Source organism: Halosegnis marinus (genome assembly GCF_029338355.1).
GTDB lineage: Archaea > Halobacteriota > Halobacteria > Halobacteriales > Haloarculaceae > Halosegnis > Halosegnis marinus.
This window is the reverse complement of sequence record NZ_CP119802.1, coordinates 1,074,071-1,095,527: the sequence shown is the minus strand read 5'-3', so window position 1 is coordinate 1,095,527 and position 21,457 is coordinate 1,074,071. Positions and strand designations below refer to the sequence as shown.

Annotated in this window: 22 protein-coding genes and 1 other RNA gene; 14 read left to right on the top strand and 9 right to left on the bottom strand. The window is 71.0% G+C overall.

Annotation, left to right across the window (positions count from 1 at the left end):
• Positions 1-19: 19 nt before the first annotated feature.
• Positions 20-595 carry an L-threonylcarbamoyladenylate synthase gene (locus P2T37_RS06155; protein WP_276236154.1) on the top strand — a complete coding sequence of 192 codons (576 nt, stop codon included), beginning with the start codon at positions 20-22 and terminating at the stop codon, positions 593-595.
• A 1-nt stretch (position 596) separates the two neighbouring features.
• Here P2T37_RS06155 and P2T37_RS06150 read toward each other — a convergent pair whose 3' ends face one another.
• Complete coding sequence (locus tag P2T37_RS06150) at positions 597-1,241, bottom strand: CRISPR-associated protein Cas4 (protein WP_276235919.1); 645 nt, start codon at positions 1,239-1,241, stop codon at positions 597-599.
• Between the two features lie 214 nt (positions 1,242-1,455).
• On the bottom strand, positions 1,456-3,036 hold the full coding sequence (locus P2T37_RS06145) for a DNA-directed DNA polymerase II small subunit (RefSeq protein ID WP_276235918.1): 1,581 nt from the start codon (positions 3,034-3,036) through the stop codon (positions 1,456-1,458).
• Positions 3,037-3,122: 86 nt separating this feature from the next.
• Between P2T37_RS06145 and P2T37_RS06140 the strand changes: the two genes are divergently transcribed.
• On the top strand, positions 3,123-3,863 hold the full coding sequence (locus P2T37_RS06140) for a S26 family signal peptidase (protein WP_276235917.1): 741 nt from the start codon (positions 3,123-3,125) through the stop codon (positions 3,861-3,863).
• Here P2T37_RS06140 and P2T37_RS06135 read toward each other — a convergent pair.
• Entirely contained in the window at positions 3,841-4,467 is a 627-nt protein-coding gene (locus P2T37_RS06135; protein ID WP_276235916.1) for a rubrerythrin family protein, read from the bottom strand. The genes P2T37_RS06140 and P2T37_RS06135 overlap by 23 nt on opposite strands.
• 85 nt (positions 4,468-4,552) lie before the next feature.
• On the opposite strand from P2T37_RS06135, the gene larE reads away from it, so the two are divergent.
• Positions 4,553-5,434, top strand: coding sequence for an ATP-dependent sacrificial sulfur transferase LarE (gene larE, locus P2T37_RS06130; RefSeq protein WP_276235915.1), 882 nt, complete (start codon positions 4,553-4,555; stop codon positions 5,432-5,434).
• A gap of 232 nt (positions 5,435-5,666) precedes the next feature.
• Here the strand turns inward: larE and P2T37_RS06125 are convergent, their stop codons facing one another.
• Positions 5,667-6,296 (bottom strand): histidine phosphatase family protein, encoded by a 630-nt coding sequence (locus P2T37_RS06125; protein WP_276235914.1) that lies wholly within the window; start codon positions 6,294-6,296, stop codon positions 5,667-5,669.
• A 106-nt stretch (positions 6,297-6,402) separates the two neighbouring features.
• On the opposite strand from P2T37_RS06125, the gene lipA reads away from it, so the two are divergent.
• From lipA to pheA, 6 genes are all read left to right on the top strand, one after another.
• The gene (gene lipA / locus P2T37_RS06120) at positions 6,403-7,344 is read left to right on the top strand and encodes a lipoyl synthase (RefSeq protein WP_276235913.1); all 942 of its coding nucleotides are present in this window, start codon (positions 6,403-6,405) and stop codon (positions 7,342-7,344) included.
• A 210-nt stretch (positions 7,345-7,554) separates the two neighbouring features.
• Positions 7,555-8,661: a pyruvate dehydrogenase (acetyl-transferring) E1 component subunit alpha gene (pdhA, locus tag P2T37_RS06115; RefSeq protein WP_276235912.1), complete on the top strand. Its 1,107-nt coding sequence runs from the start codon at positions 7,555-7,557 to the stop codon at positions 8,659-8,661.
• A 1-nt stretch (position 8,662) separates the two neighbouring features.
• A complete protein-coding gene (locus P2T37_RS06110) occupies positions 8,663-9,643 on the top strand; it encodes an alpha-ketoacid dehydrogenase subunit beta (RefSeq protein ID WP_276235911.1) in 981 nt (326 codons plus the stop codon).
• Positions 9,643-11,157 (top strand): dihydrolipoamide acetyltransferase family protein, encoded by a 1,515-nt coding sequence (locus P2T37_RS06105; protein WP_276235910.1) that lies wholly within the window; start codon positions 9,643-9,645, stop codon positions 11,155-11,157. The genes P2T37_RS06110 and P2T37_RS06105 overlap by 1 nt, the downstream gene beginning before the upstream one ends.
• The gene (gene lpdA / locus P2T37_RS06100) at positions 11,157-12,581 is read left to right on the top strand and encodes a dihydrolipoyl dehydrogenase (RefSeq protein WP_276235909.1); all 1,425 of its coding nucleotides are present in this window, start codon (positions 11,157-11,159) and stop codon (positions 12,579-12,581) included. Before P2T37_RS06105 ends, lpdA begins: the two co-directional genes overlap by 1 nt.
• An 87-nt stretch (positions 12,582-12,668) precedes the next feature.
• Complete coding sequence (gene pheA / locus P2T37_RS06095; RefSeq protein ID WP_276235908.1) at positions 12,669-13,475, top strand: prephenate dehydratase; 807 nt, start codon at positions 12,669-12,671, stop codon at positions 13,473-13,475.
• Between the two features lies 1 nt (position 13,476).
• Here the strand turns inward: pheA and P2T37_RS06090 are convergent, their stop codons facing one another.
• Positions 13,477-14,277: a hypothetical protein gene (locus P2T37_RS06090; RefSeq protein ID WP_276235907.1), complete on the bottom strand. Its 801-nt coding sequence runs from the start codon at positions 14,275-14,277 to the stop codon at positions 13,477-13,479.
• Between the two features lie 81 nt (positions 14,278-14,358).
• On the opposite strand from P2T37_RS06090, the gene P2T37_RS06085 reads away from it, so the two are divergent.
• Positions 14,359-15,360, top strand: coding sequence for an ornithine cyclodeaminase family protein (locus tag P2T37_RS06085; RefSeq protein WP_276235906.1), 1,002 nt, complete (start codon positions 14,359-14,361; stop codon positions 15,358-15,360).
• A 6-nt stretch (positions 15,361-15,366) separates the two neighbouring features.
• Here P2T37_RS06085 and P2T37_RS06080 read toward each other — a convergent pair whose 3' ends face one another.
• From P2T37_RS06080 to P2T37_RS06070, 3 genes are all read right to left on the bottom strand, one after another.
• Positions 15,367-15,627, bottom strand: coding sequence for a DUF7535 family protein (locus tag P2T37_RS06080; RefSeq protein WP_276235905.1), 261 nt, complete (start codon positions 15,625-15,627; stop codon positions 15,367-15,369).
• Between the two features lie 40 nt (positions 15,628-15,667).
• Entirely contained in the window at positions 15,668-16,873 is a 1,206-nt protein-coding gene (locus P2T37_RS06075) for an inorganic phosphate transporter (RefSeq protein ID WP_276235904.1), read from the bottom strand.
• 61 nt (positions 16,874-16,934) lie between these two features.
• The gene (locus tag P2T37_RS06070; protein ID WP_276235903.1) at positions 16,935-17,813 is read right to left on the bottom strand and encodes a hypothetical protein; all 879 of its coding nucleotides are present in this window, start codon (positions 17,811-17,813) and stop codon (positions 16,935-16,937) included.
• Between the two features lie 129 nt (positions 17,814-17,942).
• Here P2T37_RS06070 and P2T37_RS06065 point away from each other — a divergent pair, with 129 nt between their 5' ends.
• The 3 genes from P2T37_RS06065 to P2T37_RS06055 are packed head-to-tail and all read left to right on the top strand — an operon-like array spanning position 17,943 to position 19,994.
• Entirely contained in the window at positions 17,943-18,698 is a 756-nt protein-coding gene (locus tag P2T37_RS06065; RefSeq protein ID WP_276235902.1) for an ABC transporter ATP-binding protein, read from the top strand.
• A 36-nt stretch (positions 18,699-18,734) separates the two neighbouring features.
• Entirely contained in the window at positions 18,735-19,814 is a 1,080-nt protein-coding gene (locus P2T37_RS06060; RefSeq protein WP_276235901.1) for an aminopeptidase, read from the top strand.
• Between the two features lie 51 nt (positions 19,815-19,865).
• Complete coding sequence (locus P2T37_RS06055; protein ID WP_276235900.1) at positions 19,866-19,994, top strand: hypothetical protein; 129 nt, start codon at positions 19,866-19,868, stop codon at positions 19,992-19,994.
• Here P2T37_RS06055 and P2T37_RS06050 read toward each other — a convergent pair.
• Positions 19,991-20,998: a matrixin family metalloprotease gene (locus tag P2T37_RS06050; RefSeq protein WP_276235899.1), complete on the bottom strand. Its 1,008-nt coding sequence runs from the start codon at positions 20,996-20,998 to the stop codon at positions 19,991-19,993. The two genes, P2T37_RS06055 and P2T37_RS06050, sit on opposite strands and share 4 nt — an antisense overlap.
• 79 nt (positions 20,999-21,077) lie before the next feature.
• Here P2T37_RS06050 and rnpB point away from each other — a divergent pair.
• Positions 21,078-21,456: RNase P RNA component (rnpB, locus tag P2T37_RS06045), an RNA gene on the top strand.
• Position 21,457: the final 1 nt, after the last annotated feature.

The following is a 21,457-nucleotide window of genomic DNA, read 5'->3' as shown; positions in this document are numbered from 1 at the left end:
CGCGATCCCGGTCCCGCAGATGGACCGGGCGGTCGCCGCCCTCGGCGACGGCGAACTCGTCGTCTACCCGACGGAGACGGTGTACGGCCTCGGCGCGGACGCGCTGAACGCCGCCGCCGTCGAGCGCGTCTTCGACGCGAAGGGCCGCGACCGCGCGGACCCGGTCTCGATGGCCGTTCCCTCCGTCGCGGCCGCCGCCGGCCCGACGCGGCTCACCGACCGCGACCGCGCGTTCATGGAGGCGTTCCTCCCCGGCCCGTTCACCGTCGTCGTCGAGCGCGGCCCCGACGTGCCGGACGTGCTCACCGCCGGGCGCGACCGCGTCGGGGTCCGCGTCCCCGACCACCCGGTCGCGGTCGAACTGCTCGAACGCGCCGGGCCGCTGACCGCGACGAGCGCGAACGTCTCCGGGCGCGGGAGCGTCCGCACCGTGAGCGCGCTCGACCCGGAGATACGCGCCGCCGCGAGCGAGGTTCTCGACGCCGGCGAGACGCCCGGGGGGCAGGGCTCCACCGTCGTGGACGTCGGGGAGGGAACCGTCCACCGCCACGGTCCCCGCGCCGACGAGGTCGAGGCGTGGCTCGCGGAGCACTGACTCACAGCAGCGAGCGGAGCGACCGCGTCCGCACGCCGCACTCCTCGCGGTACTCGCAGGGGCCACACCGCGCGTCGTCAGACAGCCGCGCCGGCGGCCCGTCCATCGCCTCGACGGTCGCCACGGTTTCGCGGTAGATGGCCTTCCGCCGGGTCGAGAGCCGGAGCCGTCGGACGACCCCGTACGCGGGGTACTCGACGTATGCCCGCGCGACTTCGGTTCCTTCCTCCCACGACAGCGCCTTCGCCGCGGCGACGGCCCGGACCGTCTGGGGCCGCCACGCGCCCTCGTCGGGCGGCGCGCCCGCGGAGACGACCGACACGGCGAGCGGGTCGTCGAGCACCTTGTGGGCGATACCGCGCGCCTCCCGGCCTTCGAGGAACGCGTTCCGCCGCGCCGGGTCGCAGAGGGCGTCCCACGCGGCGAGTTCGCGCGCCCGACCGAGGTTCGCGCGGTACTGCGTCGGCGTCGGTTCGACGGGTTCGTCCCGCAGGTCGGAATCGGGGGCGGCGAGGTCGGGGTAGCGGAAGGCGAGCGCGCGCACTCGCTCCACCTCCTCGGGGACGGAACGGTCGTCCTCGCGCCGTCGGTAGTACAGTTTCCGGGGGCAGTAGGCCGCCGTCGCGAGGTCCGAGAACGCGTGCACGGGGCGAGTGCCCCCGGCTTCGTACTTGAGGGTATGCGGCCGTGTCCGTGAGGGAGCGACGCGACCGAGCGATTCGCCGCGACGAGCGGAGCGAGTCGCGGGACCGAGGGCCGACTACCGCGCCCATCGGGCGCGACAGGAGGCCCGACGTGTCTTTTCCATGAACGTTTTTGCCGGGAGGCGGCGGGGAGCGCCGCCGAGCGTACAAAAAGGCTCAGTTGAAGTCGTGAACCGTCATCGACAGCGTGTCGAGGTCGAGAATCGGGGCGAAGCCGGCGTCGGGGTCGATGTTGACGGACTTCTGGAAGTCGGTCTGGGCCTGCCAACAGCCGGAGTTGACGGCGATGACGCGCCGGTACTTCCCCCACCCGAGCTTGTGGACGTGGCCGGTGTGGAACACGTCGGGCACCTCCTCCATGACGAGGTAGTCCTCCTCCTCGGGGGCGACACGGGTCTTGCCGCCGAACTGCGGCGCGACGTGGCGCTTCTTGAGGAGCTGGTACATCGCCTTGTGCGGCTCCTCGTAGCTGGCCTTCGCCTCCGGCAGTTCGGCGATGACCTCGTCCAGCGAGACGCCGTGGTACATCAGCACCTTCACGCCCTCCACGTCCACGAGCGCGGGGTTGCCGTGGATGCGGGCGTCGTGGGCCGACATGATGTCGCGCAGTTCCTCGTCGAAGCCGGGCTGTGGCTCCGCCAGCCGGACGGCGTCGTGGTTGCCCGGAATCATCAGTATCTCCATGTCGCCGGGCACCTCCTTGAGGTACTCCGAGAACGCCTCGTACTGCTCGTAGATGTCGATGATGTCGAGCTCGTCGTCCTGGTTCGGGTAGACGCCGACGCCCTCGACCATGTCGCCGGCGATCAGGAGGTACTCGACGTGTTCGGCCTCCTCGGTGTGGAGCCAGTCGGTGAAGCGGTGCCACGCGTCGGCCATGAACTCCTGCGAGCCGACGTGCACGTCCGAGATGAGGGCGGCCTGCACGTGGCGGTCGGCGGTGTTCGGCTGGTACGTCCGGGGGACCTCGGGGAAGTGGAGCGAGTCCACGAAGAGGATGCCCGCGTCGTCCGCGAGCGTCCCGTCGACGGCGATGACCTCGTCGAGCAGCAGTTCGTCCACGAGGTCGGCGATGCCCTTGTCCTTCATCACGAGACACGGGAAGACGCCCTTCGTGTCCTCCAGTTCGATGAGCCAGTGGCCGTTCGCCGTCGAGCGGACGTCGTTGACCATCCCGACGAGGCCGGCGTCGGCGCCGCCCGGGCTCGCCCGCAGCGAGTCCGTCGGCCGGTGGTTCACTCGTCCCCGGAGCTGTCCGGAGAGCTTCTCGTAGCGGTCGCGGAACACCCGCACGAAGTCCTTGTACTCGCCGGTCCCGGTGGACTGGCCGGTGATGTCGCGCGCCACCGAGATGGAGCGCTTCGAGGTGTCGGGGTCGCGGACGAACCCCGACGACCCCTTCGTTTCGACTGGAGCGCCGCCGGGGCCGTCACCCGGTTCCGACGCCCCGGTTCCACCCGAAACAGAGGGGTCTGTGTCCGCGGTTCCGTCCGCCGCTCCCCCCGCGTCGTCGCGGTCGTCCGGGTCGGCGAGCCGTCGGTCGCGGCCGCGGTCGAGCGCGCTCTTCACGTGTTCCGCGGTGAGGACGAGCGCGTCGTCGGGCGCGGTCTCCACGGCGAGCGCGAGCGCCGCGTCCGGGTCGTCCGCCCCGGCGATGAGGGTGACCGCCTCCCGCGAGGCGTTGAAGCCGTGGCTCGCGAGCGCGCTTGCGATGCGGGCCGGCGACTCCATCGGCACACTCCGAGGGGAAGCGAGGGGTCTGCAAAAGGATGCCGGACCCCGAAGCCAGAACGTTGAAACGAGTTCCACGGCTACGGAGGCTAATGAGCGACGACGCGGGGCCGCGCGGCCCGTTGGAGTGGCTGCGCTGGCTCCGGACCACGGACCACGCGGGCGTCGTCTACGTCCGCGAGGTGGCGACGAGCGTGGCGGCGGTGCTCGCGGTCGGCCTCCTCCTGTTCGCCGTCAGCGGCGTCTGGCCCCCGATGGTCGCCGTCGAGTCCGGCAGCATGGAGCCGAACATGCAGGTGGGGGATCTCGTGTTCGTGATGGAGGAGGGGCGGTTCGCGCCCGGCTTCGCCGACGAGACCGGAATCGTCCCCTACGACGTGGGCGCCGAGAACGACTACCGGAAGTTCGGGGCCTACGGCGACGTGGTCATCTACCGCGCCGACAACCGCTCGGGGACGCCCATCATCCACCGGGCGCGCTTCTGGGTCGAGGACGGCGAGAACTGGTACGACCGGGCGAACCCCGACTTCGTCGGCGGCGCGCGCGACTGTGACGCCCTCCCGAACTGTCCGGCCCCCCACGCCGGCTACATCACGAAGGGGGACAACCCCGTCTCGAACGGGCAGTACGACCAGGTGAACGGGCTCTCCGGCCCGGTTCGCCCCTCGTGGATCGTCGGCACCGCCGAGGCCCGCATCCCCGTGCTCGGCTACGTGAAGCTGTGTGCGTCGGGTGCGGGGCCGTGTCCGGTGCTGACCGCGGGGGGAACCGTGACGGCCGCGCCCGCGAACCGGACGAACGCGACCGCGGCTAGCACACCGGCTTTGGGTTGACGCCCATCGACTCCAGCCGCTCCGTGTACGCCTCGTAGGCCGTCTGCACCGTTCCCGACGCCGCGTCGAGCGCGCGCTCCCAGTCCTCGTCGTCCGAACACTCCTCGGCGAGCGCGTCGGTCGCCCGCTCCAGTTGCCCGTCGAGGTCGTCGCCCAGTTCCCGGAAGAGGCCCGCCGTCCGGGGGTCGGCCTGCCCGACGAAGAAGCCGGTCGTCTGCTCCTTCGACTTCCCGGCGACGAGGGTGCGCCCGACCAGCCCGCCCAGCCGCTCGACCGTGCCGTCGAGGCCGCGGAGGTGCGCCTGCATCGCCGAGGCGTCGCCCGAGGGCTCGTGGTCGTCCAGCTTCGCCGCGACGCGCTCGTAGTGGTCGCGCTCCTCCTCGGCCGTCGCGGCGAACGCCTCGCCCGCCGCGCCGTCCTCGCCGTCGGCCCACGCCGCGAACGTCTCCGCAGCGGCGTGTTCGGCGTCGGCCGCGGCCCGCAACACGGCGTCCGGTTCCATCTCGCCGCGCGTGTCCGCGTACAGCGACTTCGAGGAACCGAGCCGCGAGAGGGCCGTCTCGTTCCCGCTGCGAACCGCCTCGACGAACTCGTCCGCGTTCATACCCCGGCTACGTCGGGGGCCGGTTTGTAGCCACCGCCCGTGCCGTAGCCGGCGCGCTTTTGCCCGTCGCCCCCCGAGCGCGGCCATGACCCTCGACGACGCCGTCGCCGCCAAGGTCGCCGCCGCGCGCGACGACCTCGCGGCGCGCGGTCCCGTCCTCGTCGCCTTCTCCGGGGGCGTCGATTCGGCCGTGGTCGCCGCCCTCGCGCACGACGCGCTCGGCGACGACGCCGTCGCCTGTACCGCCAAGTCAGAGACGCTCCCCGCGGCCGAACTGGAGGACGCCACCCGCGTGGCCGAGGAGATAGGTATCCGCCACGAGATAACCTCGTTCTCGGAGCTCGACGACCCCGCGTTCGTCGAGAACGACGGCGACCGCTGTTACCACTGCCGCTCGATGCGGCTGGGCGAGATGTTCGACACCGCGCGCGAGATGGGCATCGACGTGGTCTGCGACGGCACGAACGCCGACGACCCGGGCGAGGGGCATCGTCCGGGTCTGCGCGCCGTCGAGGAACTGAACGCCTACTCGCCGCTGCTCGAACACGGCATCACGAAGCCCGAGGTGCGGGCGATTGCCGAGGACTACGGGCTCTCCGTCGCGGACAAGCCTTCGATGGCGTGTCTCTCCTCGCGCATCCCCACCGGCCTCGACGTGACCGAGGAACGGCTCACCCGCGTCGAGCGCGCCGAGACTCTCCTCCGGACGTGGGGGTTCGAACAGTTCCGCGTGCGCGACCACGACGGCCTCGCGCGCATCGAGGTCGGGGAGGACGAACTGGAGCGCGCGCTCGACGCCGACTTCGTCCGCGCCGCCCGCGACCACCTGCTCGACTGCGGCTTCGACCACGTCACGCTCGACCTCGACGGCTACGCGACCGGCTCCGTGTCGCCCGCGAACGACGCCTACGACGACGAGCCGGACGAATCGGAACTCCTCGACGCCGAGTACCCGAGCACCGACTGACCCTCGCTCCGGCGCGCGCTGACTCGCGTCCCGTCGCGAGTCAGCCGGCGTGCGAGGGATGAACGAGAGAGCGACGCGACCGAGTGAATCGGCTGGGGAGGCGTGTGGGCGGTGCCGTCGCGGTGCTGTTTCCCTAGAACCGCGCGAGCAGGGCGTTCCCGAAGCGGTCCCTACGAGCGACACTCGCGAGGGGGACGTTCACCGCACGAGAGAGCCCCACAGAAACGACCGACTATCCGTCCCACTCGGTCACGTTCTCGGCGACGACCTCGACCCCCTCGGAACAGTCGAACACGGTCGCGCCGCAGTTGTCCTGCGAGTGGTCGAGCACGGCGTCGCGGATGTCCATCGCCTTCGCGTGGCCCGTCAGCATGTAGATGGGGCCGCCGTGCGAGACGACGAGGACGGTGTCGTCGTCGTCGTGCCCGGCCACGACCGCCTCGAACCGCTCGGTCGCGCGCTCGTACACGTCCGCGAGGCTCTCGCCGGAGTCGGGGACGCGGCGTGCGGCCTCCGCGGCGGCCTCGCCCAGCCCGAACTCGGGGAACCGCTCGTACACGTCCTGATACGAGAGTCCCTGATACACGCCGATGTCCCGCTCGCGCCACGCCGCCTCGTAGGTGACCTTCCGGCCCGACCCCTTGTACGGGAGGTGTTCCAGCACGCGCTCGGTCGTTTCTCGCGTCCGGAGGAGGTCGGAACTGTACACCGCGTCGAACGCGTACTCGTCGGCGAGCCACTCGCCCGCGGCGGTCGCCTGCTCGCGCCCGCGGTCGTTCAGCGGCACCGGGGCCCACCCCTGCATGCGCCCCTCGCGGTTCCACGCGGTCTCGCCGTGTCGGAGCGCGACGACTCTCGTCATTTGCGCTCCCTCGGGACGGCCCCGTATTCAGCGTTCGCTCCGCGACACCGGCCCGTGGGCGCGCGAGGACAGCACGCTTTTGCCGCCGTAGCCGAAGTACCGGGCAATGAGCGGGTCCCGCGAACGCCGTCGCAAGCCCGAGTGGCTGAAGATGCGACCCCCCTCCGGCGAGCGGTTCACGGAGATAAAATCGACGCTGCGCGACCACGACCTCCACACCGTCTGCGAGGAGGCGTCGTGTCCCAACCTCGGGGACTGCTGGTCGGGGCGCAACGGGCCGGGGACGGCGACGTTCATGCTGATGGGCGACCGCTGCTCGCGGGGCTGTAACTTCTGCGACGTGAAGACCGGCGGGATGGAGGCGCTGGACGAGGACGAACCGGCGAACGTCGCGGACGCCGTCGCCGAGATCGGCCTCGACTACGTCGTCCTGACGAGCGTGGACCGCGACGACCTGCCGGACGGCGGCGCGGCCCACTTCGCGGAGACGATACGCGCCATCAAGGACCGCGACCCCTCCATCCTCGTGGAGGCGCTGGTCCCCGACTTCCGGGGCGACCCCGACGCCGTGGACGAGGTCATCGACGCGGGGCCGGACGTGCTGGCGCACAACGTCGAGACGGTCGAGCGCCTCCAGTGGCCGGTCCGGGACCGCCGGGCGGGCTACGAGCAGTCGCTGTCCGTGCTCCAACGGGTCGCGGAATCGGACTGTTACGCGAAGACCTCCCTGATGCTCGGCGTCGGCGAGTACGACCACGAGGTGTACCGGACGCTGTCGGACCTCGACGAACTCGGCGTGGACATCGTCACGTTCGGCCAGTACCTCCAGCCCTCGACGCGCCACTTGGAGGTGTTCGAGTACGTCCACCCGGACAAGTTCGACACGTGGCGCGAGGTGGCCGAGGGGGAGTTCGGCTTCCGCTACTGCGCCTCGGGGCCGATGGTGCGCTCGTCGTTCAAGGCCGGCGAGTTCTTCGTGGAGGCGATGGCGCGCGACGGCGCGAGCGTCGAGGAGGCGCGCGAGCGGGCCCGCGCCCGGGGCGACTGACGCGCGAGCGACCCGAATCACGGGTCGCGATACCACGGGGCGTGTCACGGGTTCGGCCGACGAACGCGCGAAACCCGCCCGTTCCGCGCCCCCGTTTCTGGACGTTCGTGTAACCTCGTGGCAAGAACGGCGCGCTACGAAAGGTATTTACGAAAACCCTATGCGTGGCGCGTCTGAGCCTTCGGGTATGTCACCACGGGTGGTTCGTCCGTGAGCGTACTCGAACGGGACCCGCACGAGCGGGTCCGGGTGCTCGACGAGGACGGGCAGGTCGTCGACGGCGCGACGGTGCCCGACCTCTCCGAGGAGGAGTTCGTCGAGATGTACCGGTCGATGCGACTGGCGCGCCACTTCGACCAGCGCGCGGTCAGCCTCCAGCGACAGGGCCGGATGGGCACGTATCCGCCGCTGTCGGGTCAGGAGGGCGCGCAGGTCGCGTCCGCGATGGCGCTGGGCGACGAGGACTGGCTCGTCCCCTCCTACCGCGAACACGGCGCGGCGTACGTCCACGGGCTGACGCTCGAAGGGACGCTCCGCTACTGGATGGGCGACGAGCGCGGCAACGAACTGCGCGACCTGCGCATCTTCCCGGTCGCGGTCCCCATCGCCTCCCAGATACCCCACGCGACGGGGCTGGGGATGGCGGCCCAGCACCGCGGCGAGGACGACGTGAGCATCTGTTACTTCGGCGACGGCGCCACCTCGGAGGGGGACTTCCACGAGGGGCTGAACTTCGCCGGGGTGTACGACACCCCGACCGTCTTCTTCTGTAACAACAACCAGTGGGCCATCTCCGTGCCGCGCGAGAAGCAGACCCGCTCGGAGACCATCGCCCAGAAGGCCGTCGCGTACGGCATGGAGGGCGTGCAGGTGGACGGGATGGACCCGCTCGCCGTGTATCAGGTCGCGACCGAGGCCGTCGAGAAGGCCCGCAACCCCGAGGAGGGGCAACTGCGCCCGACGCTGGTCGAGGCGGTGCAGTACCGCTTCGGCGCGCACACGACGGCCGACGACCCCTCCGTGTACCGCGAGGACGAGGAGGTCGAGGAGTGGAAGGCGAAGGACCCCATCCCGCGACTGGAGCGGTTCCTCCGCGACCGCGGCGTCCTGGACGACGAGCGCGTCGCCGCCATAACCGAGTCCGTCGAGGACGAGGTGGCGTCGGCCATCGAGACGGCCGAGGGGTTCGAGCGCCCCGGCCCGGACACCATGTTCGAGCACGTGTACGCCGAGATGCCGAAGCGGCTGGAGGAACAGCGCGCGTACCTCCGCCGGCTGCGCGAGGAACACGACGACGACGAACTACTGGAGCACTAACATGAGCAGTCAGAACCTCACGCTGGTACAGGCGGTACGGGACGGTCTCAAGGGCGAACTCGAACGCGACGACGACGTGGTCGTGTTCGGCGAGGACGTCGGCAAGAACGGCGGCGTCTTCCGCGCCACGCAGGGACTGTACGACGAGTTCGGCGAGGACCGGGTGTTCGACACCCCGCTCGCCGAGTCGGGCATCGTCGGGACGGCCGTCGGCATGGCCGCCTACGGGATGAAGCCGGTCCCCGAGATACAGTTCTCCGGGTTCGCCTACCCGGCGTTCGACCAGATCGTCTCCCACGCCGCGCGCCTGCGGACGCGCTCGCGGGGTCGGTTCACGGTGCCGATGACGCTCCGGATGCCCTACGGCGGCGGCATCCGCGCGCCGGAACACCACTCCGAGTCGAAGGAGGCCTTCTACACCCACGAGGCGGGCCTGAAGGTCGTCGTGCCGAGCACACCCCGCGACACGAAGGGGCTGCTCGCGGCGTCCATCCGCGACCCCGACCCGGTCGTGTTCATGGAGCCGAAGCTCATCTACCGGGCCTTCCGCGAGGAGGTGCCCGACGAGACGTACACCGTCGAACTCGGCGAGGCCGCCGTCCGCCGCGAGGGGACGGACGTGTCGGTGTTCACGTGGGGCGCCATGACGCGCCCGACGCTCGAAGCCGCCGAGAACCTCGACGGCGAGGTCGACGTCGAGGTCGTGGACCTCCGCACGCTGTCGCCGATGGACTGGGACACCATCACGGAGTCGTTCGAGAAGACCGGCCGCGCCGTCGTGGTCCACGAGGCCCCGAAGACGGGCGGGCTGGGCGCGGAGATAGCCGCGACGATACAGGAGGAGGCCCTGCTGTATCAGGAGGCCCCGGTCAAGCGGGTCACCGGCTTCGACACGCCGTTCCCGCTGTACGCGCTCGAGGACTACTACATGCCCGAGGCGGCCCGCATCGAGGACGGCATCCGCGAGACGGTGGAGTTCTGATGGTCCGAGAGTTCAAACTCCCCGACGTCGGCGAGGGGCTGACGGAGGCCGAGATCGTCACGTGGCTCGTCGAGGTCGGCGACACGGTGACGGAGGACCAGCCGGTCGCCGAGGTGGAGACCGACAAGGCCGTCGTGGAGGTCCCTTCCCCGGTCAACGGGACCGTCCGCGAGATACTCGCCGACGAGGGGGAGATGGTCCCCGTCGGGAACGTCATCATCACGTTCGACGTGGAGGGCGAGGAGGCAGAGCCGGTCGAGGAGTCGGCCGACGACGAGGACGACGAAGCGGTCGAGGACGCCGTCTCGGCGGTCTCGGAGGCCGACGAAGAGGACGAGAACGAAGGAACCGCCCAGCAGGGCGGTCGCACCTTCGCCGCGCCCTCGGCGCGCCGGCTGGCGCGCGAACTCGGCGTCGATATCGGCGCCGTCTCGGGGAGCGGCCCGGGCGGCCGCGTCACCGAGCAGGACGTGCGCGCCCACGCGGAGGGCGCGGACGACGAGGAGCCCGAACCCGCGGTGAAGTCGGCCACCTCGAAGGTGACCGACGAGGCCGAGGAACCGGCGACGAGCGCGCCCGCGTCCTCGGCCGAGGCGGCCGGCCGCGACCGGACGCTCGCGGCGCCCGCGACCCGCCGGGTCGCGGAGGAGGAGGGCGTCGCGCTGGACGACGTGCCGACCGACGAGACGCGCGACGGCGAGGCGTTCGTCACCGAGTCGCAGGTGCGCGAGTACGCCGAGGCCCAGCGCGCGGCACAGGCGGCCGACGCGGAGGCCGTGACCGAGGAAGCGCCCGAGACGGAGACGACCGCCGAGGGCGAGGTCGAGCGCATCGCGTACAAGGGGGTCCGCCGGACCATCGGCAACGCGATGGAGCGGTCGAAGTACACCGCCCCGCACGTCACCCACCACGAGGAGGTCGTGGTGGAGGACCTCGTCGCGACGCGGGAGCGGCTCAAGCCCGTCGCCGAGGAGCGCGACAGCCGGCTGACGTACATGCCGTTCGTGCTGAAGGCGGTCGTCGCGGCGCTGAAGGAACACCCCATCCTCAACAGTCAGCTCGACGAGGACGCCGAGGAGATACTCGTCAAGCACTACTACAACATCGGGGTGGCCGTCGCGACCGACGCGGGCCTGATGGTCCCGGTCGTGAAGGGCGCCGACGAGAAGGACATGCTGACGCTCGCCGACGACGTGAACGACCTCGCGACGAAGGCGCGCGAGCGCAGCATCAAGCGCGAGGAGATGCAGGGCGGCACCTTCTCCATCACCAACTTCGGCGCGGTCGGCGGCGAGTACGCCACGCCCATCATCAACTACCCCGAGACCGCGATCCTCGGGCTGGGGGCGCTGAAACAGCGCCCGGTCGTGGAGGACGGCGAGGTCGTGGCCAAGCACACGATTCCGCTGTCGCTCTCCATCGACCACCGTATCATCGACGGCGCGGACGCCGCGCGGTTCGTGAACACCCTCTCGGAGTACCTGGAGAACCCGGAACTCCTCCTGCTCGAATAATGGTTGTCGGAGACATCTCGACCGGAACGGACGTACTGGTGGTCGGCGCGGGTCCGGGCGGCTACGTGGCCGCCATCCGCGCCTCGCAACTCGGCCTCGACACGACGTTAGTCGAGAAGGACGCCTACGGCGGCGTCTGCCTCAATCGCGGGTGTATCCCGTCGAAGGCGCTCATCACCGGCGCGGACACGGCCCACGGCGCGGCCAACGCCGAGGCGATGGGCGTCCACGCCGACCCCGCCGTCGACATGGCGGCGATGCAGTCGTGGAAGGACGGCGTCGTGGACCAGCTGACCGGCGGCGTCGAGAAGCTGTGTAAGGCCAACGGCGTGAACCTCGTCGAGGGGACCGCCGAGTTCGCCGGCGAGGGCCGCGTCCGCGTCGCTCACGGCGGCGAGGGACAGGGCTCCGAGACCATCGAGTACGAGCACGCGATAATCGCCACCGGCTCGCGCCCGATTCAGATACCGGGCTTCGAGTTCGACGAGGAGCACGTCCTCTCCTCGCAGGGGGCGCTCTCGCTCGACACCGTCCCGGACGAACTGGTCGTCGTCGGCGCGGGCTACATCGGGATGGAGCTCTCGACCACCTACGCGAAGCTCGGCACCGACGTGACCGTCGTGGAGATGCTCGACTCCGCGCTCCCCGGCTACGAGGACGACATCGCGCGCACGGTCCGCAAGCGCGCCGAGGAACTCGGCGTCGAGTTCCACTTCGGCGAGGGCGCGAGCGAGTGGGAGCCGCACAACGACGGCGTGCGCGTGACCACCGAGACGGAGGACGGCGAGACGTCCACCTACGCCGCCGACAAAGTGCTCGTCGCCGTCGGTCGGTCGCCCGTCACGGACACGCTCGGCCTCGACGCCATCGGCCTCGAACCGGACGAGAACGGCTTCCTCGCCACCGACGAGTTCGGCGAGACCGCGGTCGACGACGTGTACGCCGTCGGCGACGTGGCCGGCGAGCCGATGCTCGCGCACAAGGCCTCCGCCGAGGGCGAGGTCGTCGCGGAGGTCATCGCCGGCGAACCCGCCGCGATGGACTTCCAGGCGATTCCGGCCGCGGTGTTCACCGACCCGGAGATCGGCACGGTCGGGATGACCGAGGCCGAGGCCGCGGACGCCGGCTTCGACCCCGTCGTCGGGAAGATGCCGATGAACGCCTCCGGCCGCGCGCTCACCCTCTCCGAACCCGAGGGGTTCGTCCGCGTCGTCGCCGACTCGGAGACGGGCTTCGTCCTCGGCGGCCAGATAGTCGGCCCCGAGGCCTCCGAACTCGTCGCCGAACTCGCGCTCGCGGTGGAGATGGGCGCGACCCTAGAGGACGTGGGCTCGACGGTCCACACCCACCCGACGCTCTCCGAGGCCGTGATGGAGGCCGTCAAGAACGCGCAGGGCCACGCGATTCACACGCTGAACCGATAGCGGCCCCTCGCTCGTTTTTCGCGAATTCCGCCCGGCGAGCCTCGCGGCCGGCGGTTCGTTTATCCGGGCGACCGCAGTAGCGGAGGTATGAGAGCCCTCACGCTCGGCCCGGCCGGGACCTACTCGCACCGCGCGACCCGCGCCGTCGCCGACGAGGTGGAGTTCACGGAATCGGTCGCGTCCATCGTCGCGGGCGTCGCCGACGGCGCGTACGACCGCGGCGTCGTCCCCATCGAGAACAGCATCGAGGGGAGCGTCACGGAGTCGCTCGACGCGCTCGCCGACCACGAGGTGGCCGTCGTCGAGGAGATCGTCACCCCCATCCGCCACGCCCTGCTCGCGCAGTCGCCGTCGTTCGACGTGGTGGCGAGCCACGCGCAGGCGCTGGCGCAGTGTCGCGGCTACCTCGACGCCGAACACCCGGACGTGCAGCTGGAGGCCGTCGCCTCGACGGCCCGCGGGGTCGAGCGCGCCCGCGAGGACGACACCGTGGCGGCCATCGGCCACCCGGACAACGCCGGCGACGACCTGCGCGTCCTCGCAGAGGACATCCAGGACCGCACCTCGAACGCGACCCGGTTCGTCGTGCTCGCGCCCGTCTCGGAGCGGTCGGAGGCGGGCGGGAAGTCCTCGTTCGTCGTCTACCCGAACCGGAACTACCCCGGCCTGCTGCTCGAACTGCTCGAACCGTTCGCGGACCGCGACATCAACCTCTCCCGCGTCGAGTCGCGACCCTCGGGCGAGCGGCTGGGCGACTACGTGTTCCACATCGACGTGGAGGCGGGGCTGTACGAGGACCGCACGCAGGACGCGCTCGCCGACATCGAGGCGCTCGCGGAACACGGCTGGGTGCGCGTGCTCGGCAGCTACGACACCGCGCACGTCCTCTACTGACTCAGCCGCGGACGGACTCGTTTCTCGCGGTGTCGTACCACGGCGGCCGCTCGACCGTGCCGTCGTAGGGGAGATACCGGACCGTCCGGGTCACGACGACCGTCTCCCCGCGGACCGTCCCGGTGTACGCCAGCCGCTGAGTACGAACCAGCCCGGACGCCGTCACGCGGAGCCGATAGGAGACGTTCCGTGGCTCCGCCACGCCGACCGAGAGTTCGAACAGCGAGGCGTCCGCGAGCGAATCCCCCGCGAGGACGACGCTGCCGTTGGGCGCGCGCTCCGCGAGCCGGAGGGCGACGGCGTCGGCCAGCACGCCGGGGTCGCGGTACGGCTTCGGCCGGCGCAGGGAGTTGTAGAAGCCGCTCCCGCCGTTGTACTCCGCGGGCGGGACGTAGAGGTACGTGGTCCGGTTCGGCCGGCGGACGCGCTGGACGAGCGCCTCGCCCTCGGAGTAGAAGACGGCCGTCGCGTTCCCGTCGGCGACGATGCCCGTGTCGCCCGTGACGACGAGCGTCGTCGTCCACGCGGCGGGGGTGACGGTCGCCCGCTGGACGACCCGGCCCCGGAGGGTGCCGTTCGCGTGCCGGACGGTCCAGTTCGACCGGACCCGGTAGCTCCCGGCGGTGGCCTCGGCGTGGGCGTTGCCGAGCGCGACGGCCGAGACGACCCCGTCGCCGTCCACGCCGGGCGGATAGCTCCCTGAGTCGGGCACCGGCGCGGCCGTGGCGGTGTCCGTCGGCGCCGGGCCGGCCGTGCCACAGCCGGCCAACACGAGGAGGGCGGCGACGAGGAGCGCGCGCATACCGGCCCCTGGGGCCGCGCCGACAAAGAGCCGCGGGGCGATGCCGTGGCGTTAAAGCCGTGTGCGCAATTCTTGCGCGACATGGAGACGCTCCTCTTGGGCCCCGACGACGTGTCGGAGAACGCCCACACCGCCGAACTCATCGTCGCCGTCGAGGAGGCCTTTTCGGCCTACCAGCGCGGCGACGTGCAGATGCCCGCGAAGTCGTACATCGACCTCCCGGAGTACAACGGCGACTTCCGCTCGATGCCCGCCTACATGCGCGCGGACGACTGGGACGCCGCCGGCATCAAGTGGGTGAACGTCCACCCGGACAACCCCGACGACCACCGCCTGCCGACCGTCCTCGGGACGATGGTGTACTCCGAGCCGGAGAACGCCTTCCCCCTCTCCATCATGGACGGGACGACGCTCACCCGCGAGCGCACCGGCGCGGCCGCGGCCGTCGCCACCGACCACCTCGCCGTCGCGGACGCCACGTCGCTCGGCATCGTCGGCGCGGGGGTCCAGTCGTACACGCAACTGGAGGCCATCAGCGAGGTGCGCCCCATCGAGGAGGTCGTCGTCTCGGACCTGCGCGAGGAGGCGGTTTCGAAGTTCGTCGCCCGCTTCGACGAGGAGTTCGACGTGCGCGAGGGGTCGGTCGCCGAGGCCGCCGGCTGTGACGTGCTCTCGACGGTAACGCCCGTCGAACACCCCATCGTCCCCGCCGACGCGGTCGGCGAGCACACCCACGTCAACGCGATGGGCGCCGACGCCCCCGGCAAGCACGAACTCGACGACGACCTGCTCGCGAACGCGACCATCGTCATCGACGACTACGAGCAGTGTACCCACTCCGGGGAGATCAACGTCCCGTGGTCGCAGGGACTGCTCTCGGACGAGGACATCTACGGCGAACTCGGCGCCATCGTGACCGACGACCTCGCGGGTCGCGGCGAGCCGGGCGGCCCGGAGGGGGTCACGGTCTTCGACTCGACGGGGCTGGCCATCCAGGACGTGGCCGCCGCGCACGTCGTCTACGAGCAGGCGAGCGCGAACGACAACGGTACGCCGTTCGAGCTGGTCGATACGCGGGTGTAATCGTACTCAGGCGGGGCGGCGGCCGCGCGCGACCGGCTCCGGCTCGTCGGCGGCCTGTCGGCGCAGGAAGGTCACCGCGCGGTCCACGAGGAGGTAGGCCACGAACACCGGCAGCAGCGGGAGCAGCAGACCCAACAGCAGCAGCCCGCCGATGCCGAGCCCGACCCCGTGCATCTCCGTGTCGTCGCGCCCGGCGTACGACGGCGTGACGGCGCCGACGACGCGCGCGACCCTCGACCGTTCGTTCCCGTTCCGTTCTCGTTCCATACCTCCTCTACGCGCGCTCGGAGCTTGAACACGCCGGCGTTCAGCCCAGCACCGCCGAGACCGCGAGGTAGCCCCCGTAGCTGACCCCGAACGCGAGCACGAGCGAGCCGATCCACGCCAGCACGGTGTAGAGCATCTTCCGCCCGGAGACGCCCGCGCCGCCCGCGGCGTAGCCCGACCCGATGATGGCCGAGACGATTATCTCGTTGAACGAGACGGGGACGCCGAAGAAGACGGCCGACTGCGCGATGGCGAACGAGGGGATGAGCGCGGCGATGGAGCGGCGCGGGCCGAGCGAGGAGTAGTCCTGCGCGAGCGCCTTTATCATCCGCGGCGCGCCGGTCCACGAGCCGGCCAGCAGGCCGAGCCCGCCCGCGAACAGCAGCGCGGTGAGCGGCACCGACACGGTGTCGGGCCCCAACAGCGGGAGCAGGGGCCCGAGCGCGAGGCCGACCTGTGAGCCGCCGGCGGAGAAGGCGACGAGGCCGCCGAGCGCGAGCAGGAAGTGGCGCTGGCCGGCCGCCTTGTCGCGGACGATGTCGACCCGGAGCGCGCCGGCGACGAGCGCCGCGAACGCGAGCGTGGCGACGACCTTGCCGGCGAGGACGGGCGTGCCGGTCGCGGCCTCCCCGACCACGGCCCGGGTGACGGCGGCGGCGACGCCCCGCCCGCCCTCGGGGCCGAGCAGGACGAACTCGATGTTGGCGAGCAGGACGCCGACCAGCCCTGCGAGCGCCGGGACGGCGACGGCCTCGGGGACGCGCTCGTCGCGAAGCAGTTTCGCGGTGGCGAAGGCGATGCCGCCCCCGACGAACGGGACGAGCAGCCACAGGGTCGCTATCTCCGTGTACTTGGGCCAGGCGGCCCCGCGTCCGAGCGCGAGGCCGGCGCCGACGACCGCGCCGGTGACGGTGAACGCCGTGGCGATGGGGTAGCCGGCGAAGACGCCGACGGCGACGAGGACGGCGGCGGTCGCCAGCCCGACGATCGCGGCCGTCGGGGTGAGCGGCGCGCCGACGAGTAGCTCCGTCCCGACGGCCTCCGTGACGTTCGCGCCCTGCAACACCGCGCCCGCGAGGCCGAGGAGGCCGACGACGAAGCCGGCGCGCATCACGCTGATGGCGTTCGCGCCGACGGCGGGCGCGAAGGGGGTCGACCCGGAGGAGCCGGCGCCGATGGCCCACGCCATGAACAGCGCGGCGAGGCCGGCGACGACGAGCGTGAGAAGGGTTCCGGTGGCGACCATCTACCCGTGGTTCGCGGCGTGGCCGCTTATAGTACCGTCAGACACGTGGAGAATCGGAGGGTTACCCCCGAACCGGCATGTACGCCAGGGAGACGACGAGCAGCGCCGCGACGCTCGCGAGGATGATGATTCCCCACAGGCCGTTCATGCGGTCCTTGAACTCGCTCTGCCGGGAGAGGTCGCCCGAGTAGGCGCCGTAGTCGCTCGACGGCGCGAGCATCACGTCGAGCGTGAGGTCGGCACCGCTCCCCTCGGTGTCGAAGTGGGCGAAGTAGGTGTTGCCGCCCGCGAGCGTGACGTTGCCGCCGTCGCTCAGTTCGACGGACTGCCGTTCGGAGGCGGTCCACGTCAGCGTCGCCTCCTCGGACGTGATGGCGGTCAGCGTCGTGGACTGGTTGTCGTAGTCGACGCTGTCACCCTCGGAGAAGCTGAACGTCTCGCGGTCGGGGTACTGCTCGGCGAGGTACTCGTCCAGCGGCCGGTTCCGGTTGTCCTCGCGGTAGGTCACCGACTCCGTGCCGTTCACGACGACGGTCTCGTTGAACACCGCCGAGTCGTTGGCCAACGTCGCGGCCACGTCTATCGACTCGACGAGCCGAACCGTCCCGCTCGCGTTGTCGATGCGTACGTCGTACTCGTCGCCGAGATACGACACCGTGGAGCCGTTCTCCCACGCGGCGGTCTGGACTGCGGAGTCGTTCACGTACGAGAGGCTCGCGGCGGGGGTGTAGTCGGTCCCGCCGTGGCCGTCGCCGGACTCCTCCACGGTCGCGATAACCGTGTACTCCTGCCCGCCGACGGTGAGCGTCGTCCCGTTAGCGTACGTCTCGCCGTTCGGCACGTCCACCGCCGGCTGGTCGGCCAGCGCGATTACCGAGTAGGCGCTCGCCCCCATCACCACGAAGAAGACGAGGTAGATCGCCGCGACTCGCCGTTGCATGTCTCGTGGATACAAAACCGCCGTGTATAGGCGTTACTTTTCTCCGCCCGCCCGCGCGGCGATGGACGACACTTATTATCGTGTGGGAGTTCGACACGCACAGGCTGTCACGGCGGCCGCGACACCACAATGAGTACGAACACACACGACACGACCGAGGCGGCGGCGCCCGACGGGGAGCCGGTGCTCCACGTCGAGGACCTCCGCGTCTCCTACGGGCAGGTACAGGCGCTTCGCGGCATCGACGTCACCGTCGGCGAGGGCGAGATCGTCGGCCTCATCGGCCCGAACGGCGCCGGCAAGACCACGTTCGCCAACACCGTCTCCGGCTTCCTCCCCTACGAGGGGACGGCCCGCTACCGCGGCGACGAGGTCGCCGAGGTGGGTCAGTCCGACCTCGTGGAGCGGGGCGTCATCCACTGCACCGAGAAGCGCGACCTCTTCGGCTTCATGACCGTCGAGGAGAACCTCAAGCTCGGCGCGTACCGCCGCGGCGAGGAGGCGCGCGACGAGCGGCTGGAGTTCGTCTACGACCTGTTCCCGCGGCTGGTGGAGCGCCGCAACCAGAACGCGCGCACCATGTCGGGCGGCGAACAGCAGATGCTCGCCATCGGCCGCGCGCTGATGGGCGACCCGGAACTGCTCGTGCTGGACGAGCCGACCATCGGCCTCGCGCCGGTCATCCTGGAGGACATCAGCGAGGGCATCGAGCGCATCATGGCCGAGGACCCCATCACCATCGTCCTCACCGAGCAGAACGTCACGTTCGCGCTCAACCACGCCGACCGGCTCACCCTGCTGGAGAACGGCGAGGCCGTCAAGACCGGCTCCCCCGAGGAACTGCGCGGCGACGACTACATCCGCGACTCCTATCTCGGCGGGTAACGACCCGCTTTTCTTCCGGCGTCCGCAACGCCGCCCATGGACCCACGGGTACGCGAACACGCCGAGACGCTCGTCGACTGGAGCGCGCGCATCGAGGCGGGCGACGACGTGGTCGTCTCCGTCGCGGAGGGCGCACACGAACTGGGCGTCGCCGTCGCCGCCGCGCTCGGCGAGCGGGGGGCGAACGTCGTGACGACGTACGGCTCCGCCGAGGTGGACCGCGCCTACGTCGAGGCGCACGACGGCGACTTCTCGGAGCCGGCACACGAACTCGCCCTGTACGAGCACGCGGACGCCGTGCTCCGGCTCGGCGGCGGGCGCAACACCGCCGAGGGCGCGGGCGTCGCCCCCGAGAAACAGCGCGCCCGCGGCGAGGCGACGAAGGGCGTCCGCGAGGCCCGCATGGACACCGACTGGGTCTCGACGGTCCACCCGACGCGCTCGCTCGCCCAGCAGGCCGGGATGTCCCTCTCGGAGTACCGCGACTTCGTCTACGACGCCGTGCTCCGCGACTGGGCCGCGCTCGCCGACGAGATGGACCGGATGAAGGACGTGCTCGACGCCGGGAGCGAGGTGCGTATCGTCAACGAGGGGACGGACCTGACGATGCGTATCGACGGGCGGACGGCCGTGAACTCCTGTGCGAGCGTCGCGTACGACTCGCACAACCTCCCCTCCGGCGAGGTGTTCACGGCGCCCTATGCCACCGAAGGCCACGTCACGTTCGACGTACCGATGACCGTCCGCGGCGAGGCGGTCCGCGACGTCCGACTGACGTTCGCCGACGGCGAGGTCGTCGATGTGGAGGCCGCGCAGGGCGAGGCGACGATCCGCGAGGTGGTGGAGACGGACGAGGGGTCGAAGCGCCTCGGCGAACTCGGCATCGGAATGAACCGCGGTATCGACCGCGTCACGGACAACATCCTGTTCGACGAGAAGATGGGCGGGACGGTCCACCTCGCGCTCGGGCGCGCCTACGACGCGAACACGCCCGAGGGGGAGACGGGCAACGACTCCGCGGTCCACGTCGACCTCATCACGGACATGCGCGGCGAGTCGCGGCTCGACGTGGACGGCGAGACGGTCCAGGAGGACGGCGTCTTCGTCTGGGAGTAGCCGTCGCCGTCAGGGGTGGTTTTTATCTCCGCGAGGAGAGTGTGAACGAACGTGAAACCCCCCAAAGTCCGCGCCGCGCGAGCGGCGCTCCGCGAGGCGCTCAACGCGACGGAGAACCGCCGTGCTCACAGACGCGTGGACGAGGCGCTCGAACACCTCGCCGCGCTCGACGCCGACTAGGCCCACCAGTCGTTCCGGCGCACGTCCGGGTCCTCGGAGCGCAGCGGCGCGGGCAGTTCCTCGCCCCGGAGGCCGAAGCCGAGCGCCGTCCAGTAGCCGACGTGCCAGCCGCGCGCGTCCGGCGGGATGTCGACGACCGTGACGTTCAGCCGCGTGTACGTCTCCAGCGCGCCGTCGCGGTCCGGGTCGGTCCCGCGCAGGCCGCCACACGACCCCGAGCCCTCGGTACAGGGGTCGGCATCGGCGAAGCGCACGACCACGTCCGCGGCCGAGCGGTTCGTCGTCCGCGCGAACGTCACGTTGTCGGGGACGGTGCCGTCGGCGCCGTCGGCGAAGTAGCCGAACGTCTCGCGCATCTGCCGGCGCGTCTCCGCGCGCTCGGACTCGGGCACCGTCGCGTAGTCGACGTAGTAGGTGAGGTTCGGCGAGTCCCACGGCAGGGCCCGCTCCGTCGCGTTCGGTTGCGGCAGGGTGGTGAGGTTCGACCGGGCGGCCATCACGTCGGTCGGCTCGTCGCCGTGGCGCAGGCCGAGCGTGTGGCCCAACTCGTGTTTCACCACCGAGACGGTCGAGGCGTCGGCGTAGCCCGTCTCGACGCGCACCCGTATCGGGCGGGTCACGTCGTCGGGCGAGTCGAGAAAGCGGGCACAGCCGGCGGTGTAGTCGCTCGTCTCGGAGCCGCACTCCGCGATGTTCGACACGAACCGGACCCGGACGTCGGGGTCGGAGTCGTTCGCGACGAGTTCGTAGTCGAGGGGGAAGCCGGCGTACCGCTCGGCGTTCGCCCCCCAGTAGTCGAGCGCCTCGCGGACCAGCGGCGCGTAGTCGCGGCCCGTCCCCGCCTCGTCCACGACGGCGACCGTCAGCGTCCGCTCGCGGAAGTGGTTGTCCGGGTCGCCGTCCCACGCGGCCGTCGCGGTCGGCGTCGCGGTTCCGCCCGGCGACACCCCGGTCGTACAGCCGGCGAGCAGGAGGAGGACGCAGAGGAGCGCGGCCCGGTACACGTCCGAAGTTCTCCCGGCGGCCGCATACCGCTTGCGGCCGTCCGACGGGCTTAGGGTTCCCGACGGCGAAGGGCCGGTCGGCAGAGGGAGCCCGGCCACCGCCTCGTCGGGAGTAGGACCCCGACGGCGAGGAAAGTCCCCCCACCGTCCGGGCGGGCGACCGGACGCAAGTCCGGAGCGGGAGACCGCTGGCTATGGAACAGCAACGACACGTCCCACTCGGAGCGATGAGGCGCGAGAGGTGACACCGTCACCTCCCGGCGCGACCGGGGTCACCCGGGAGCGTGCGACCCGACCCGCGAGGGAAGGAAGCTAACCCGCCGAGCGTCGATGAGTGGGGACCGATGGAACGGCGAATCCCCGCCGGTGCAAGCCCGCCGCGATTGGTAGCCCGGACGCCGCGGCGGGCGCTCAGCCGAATGCCGGGCCGAACAGAAGGGGGCTTACTCCCCTCAGCCG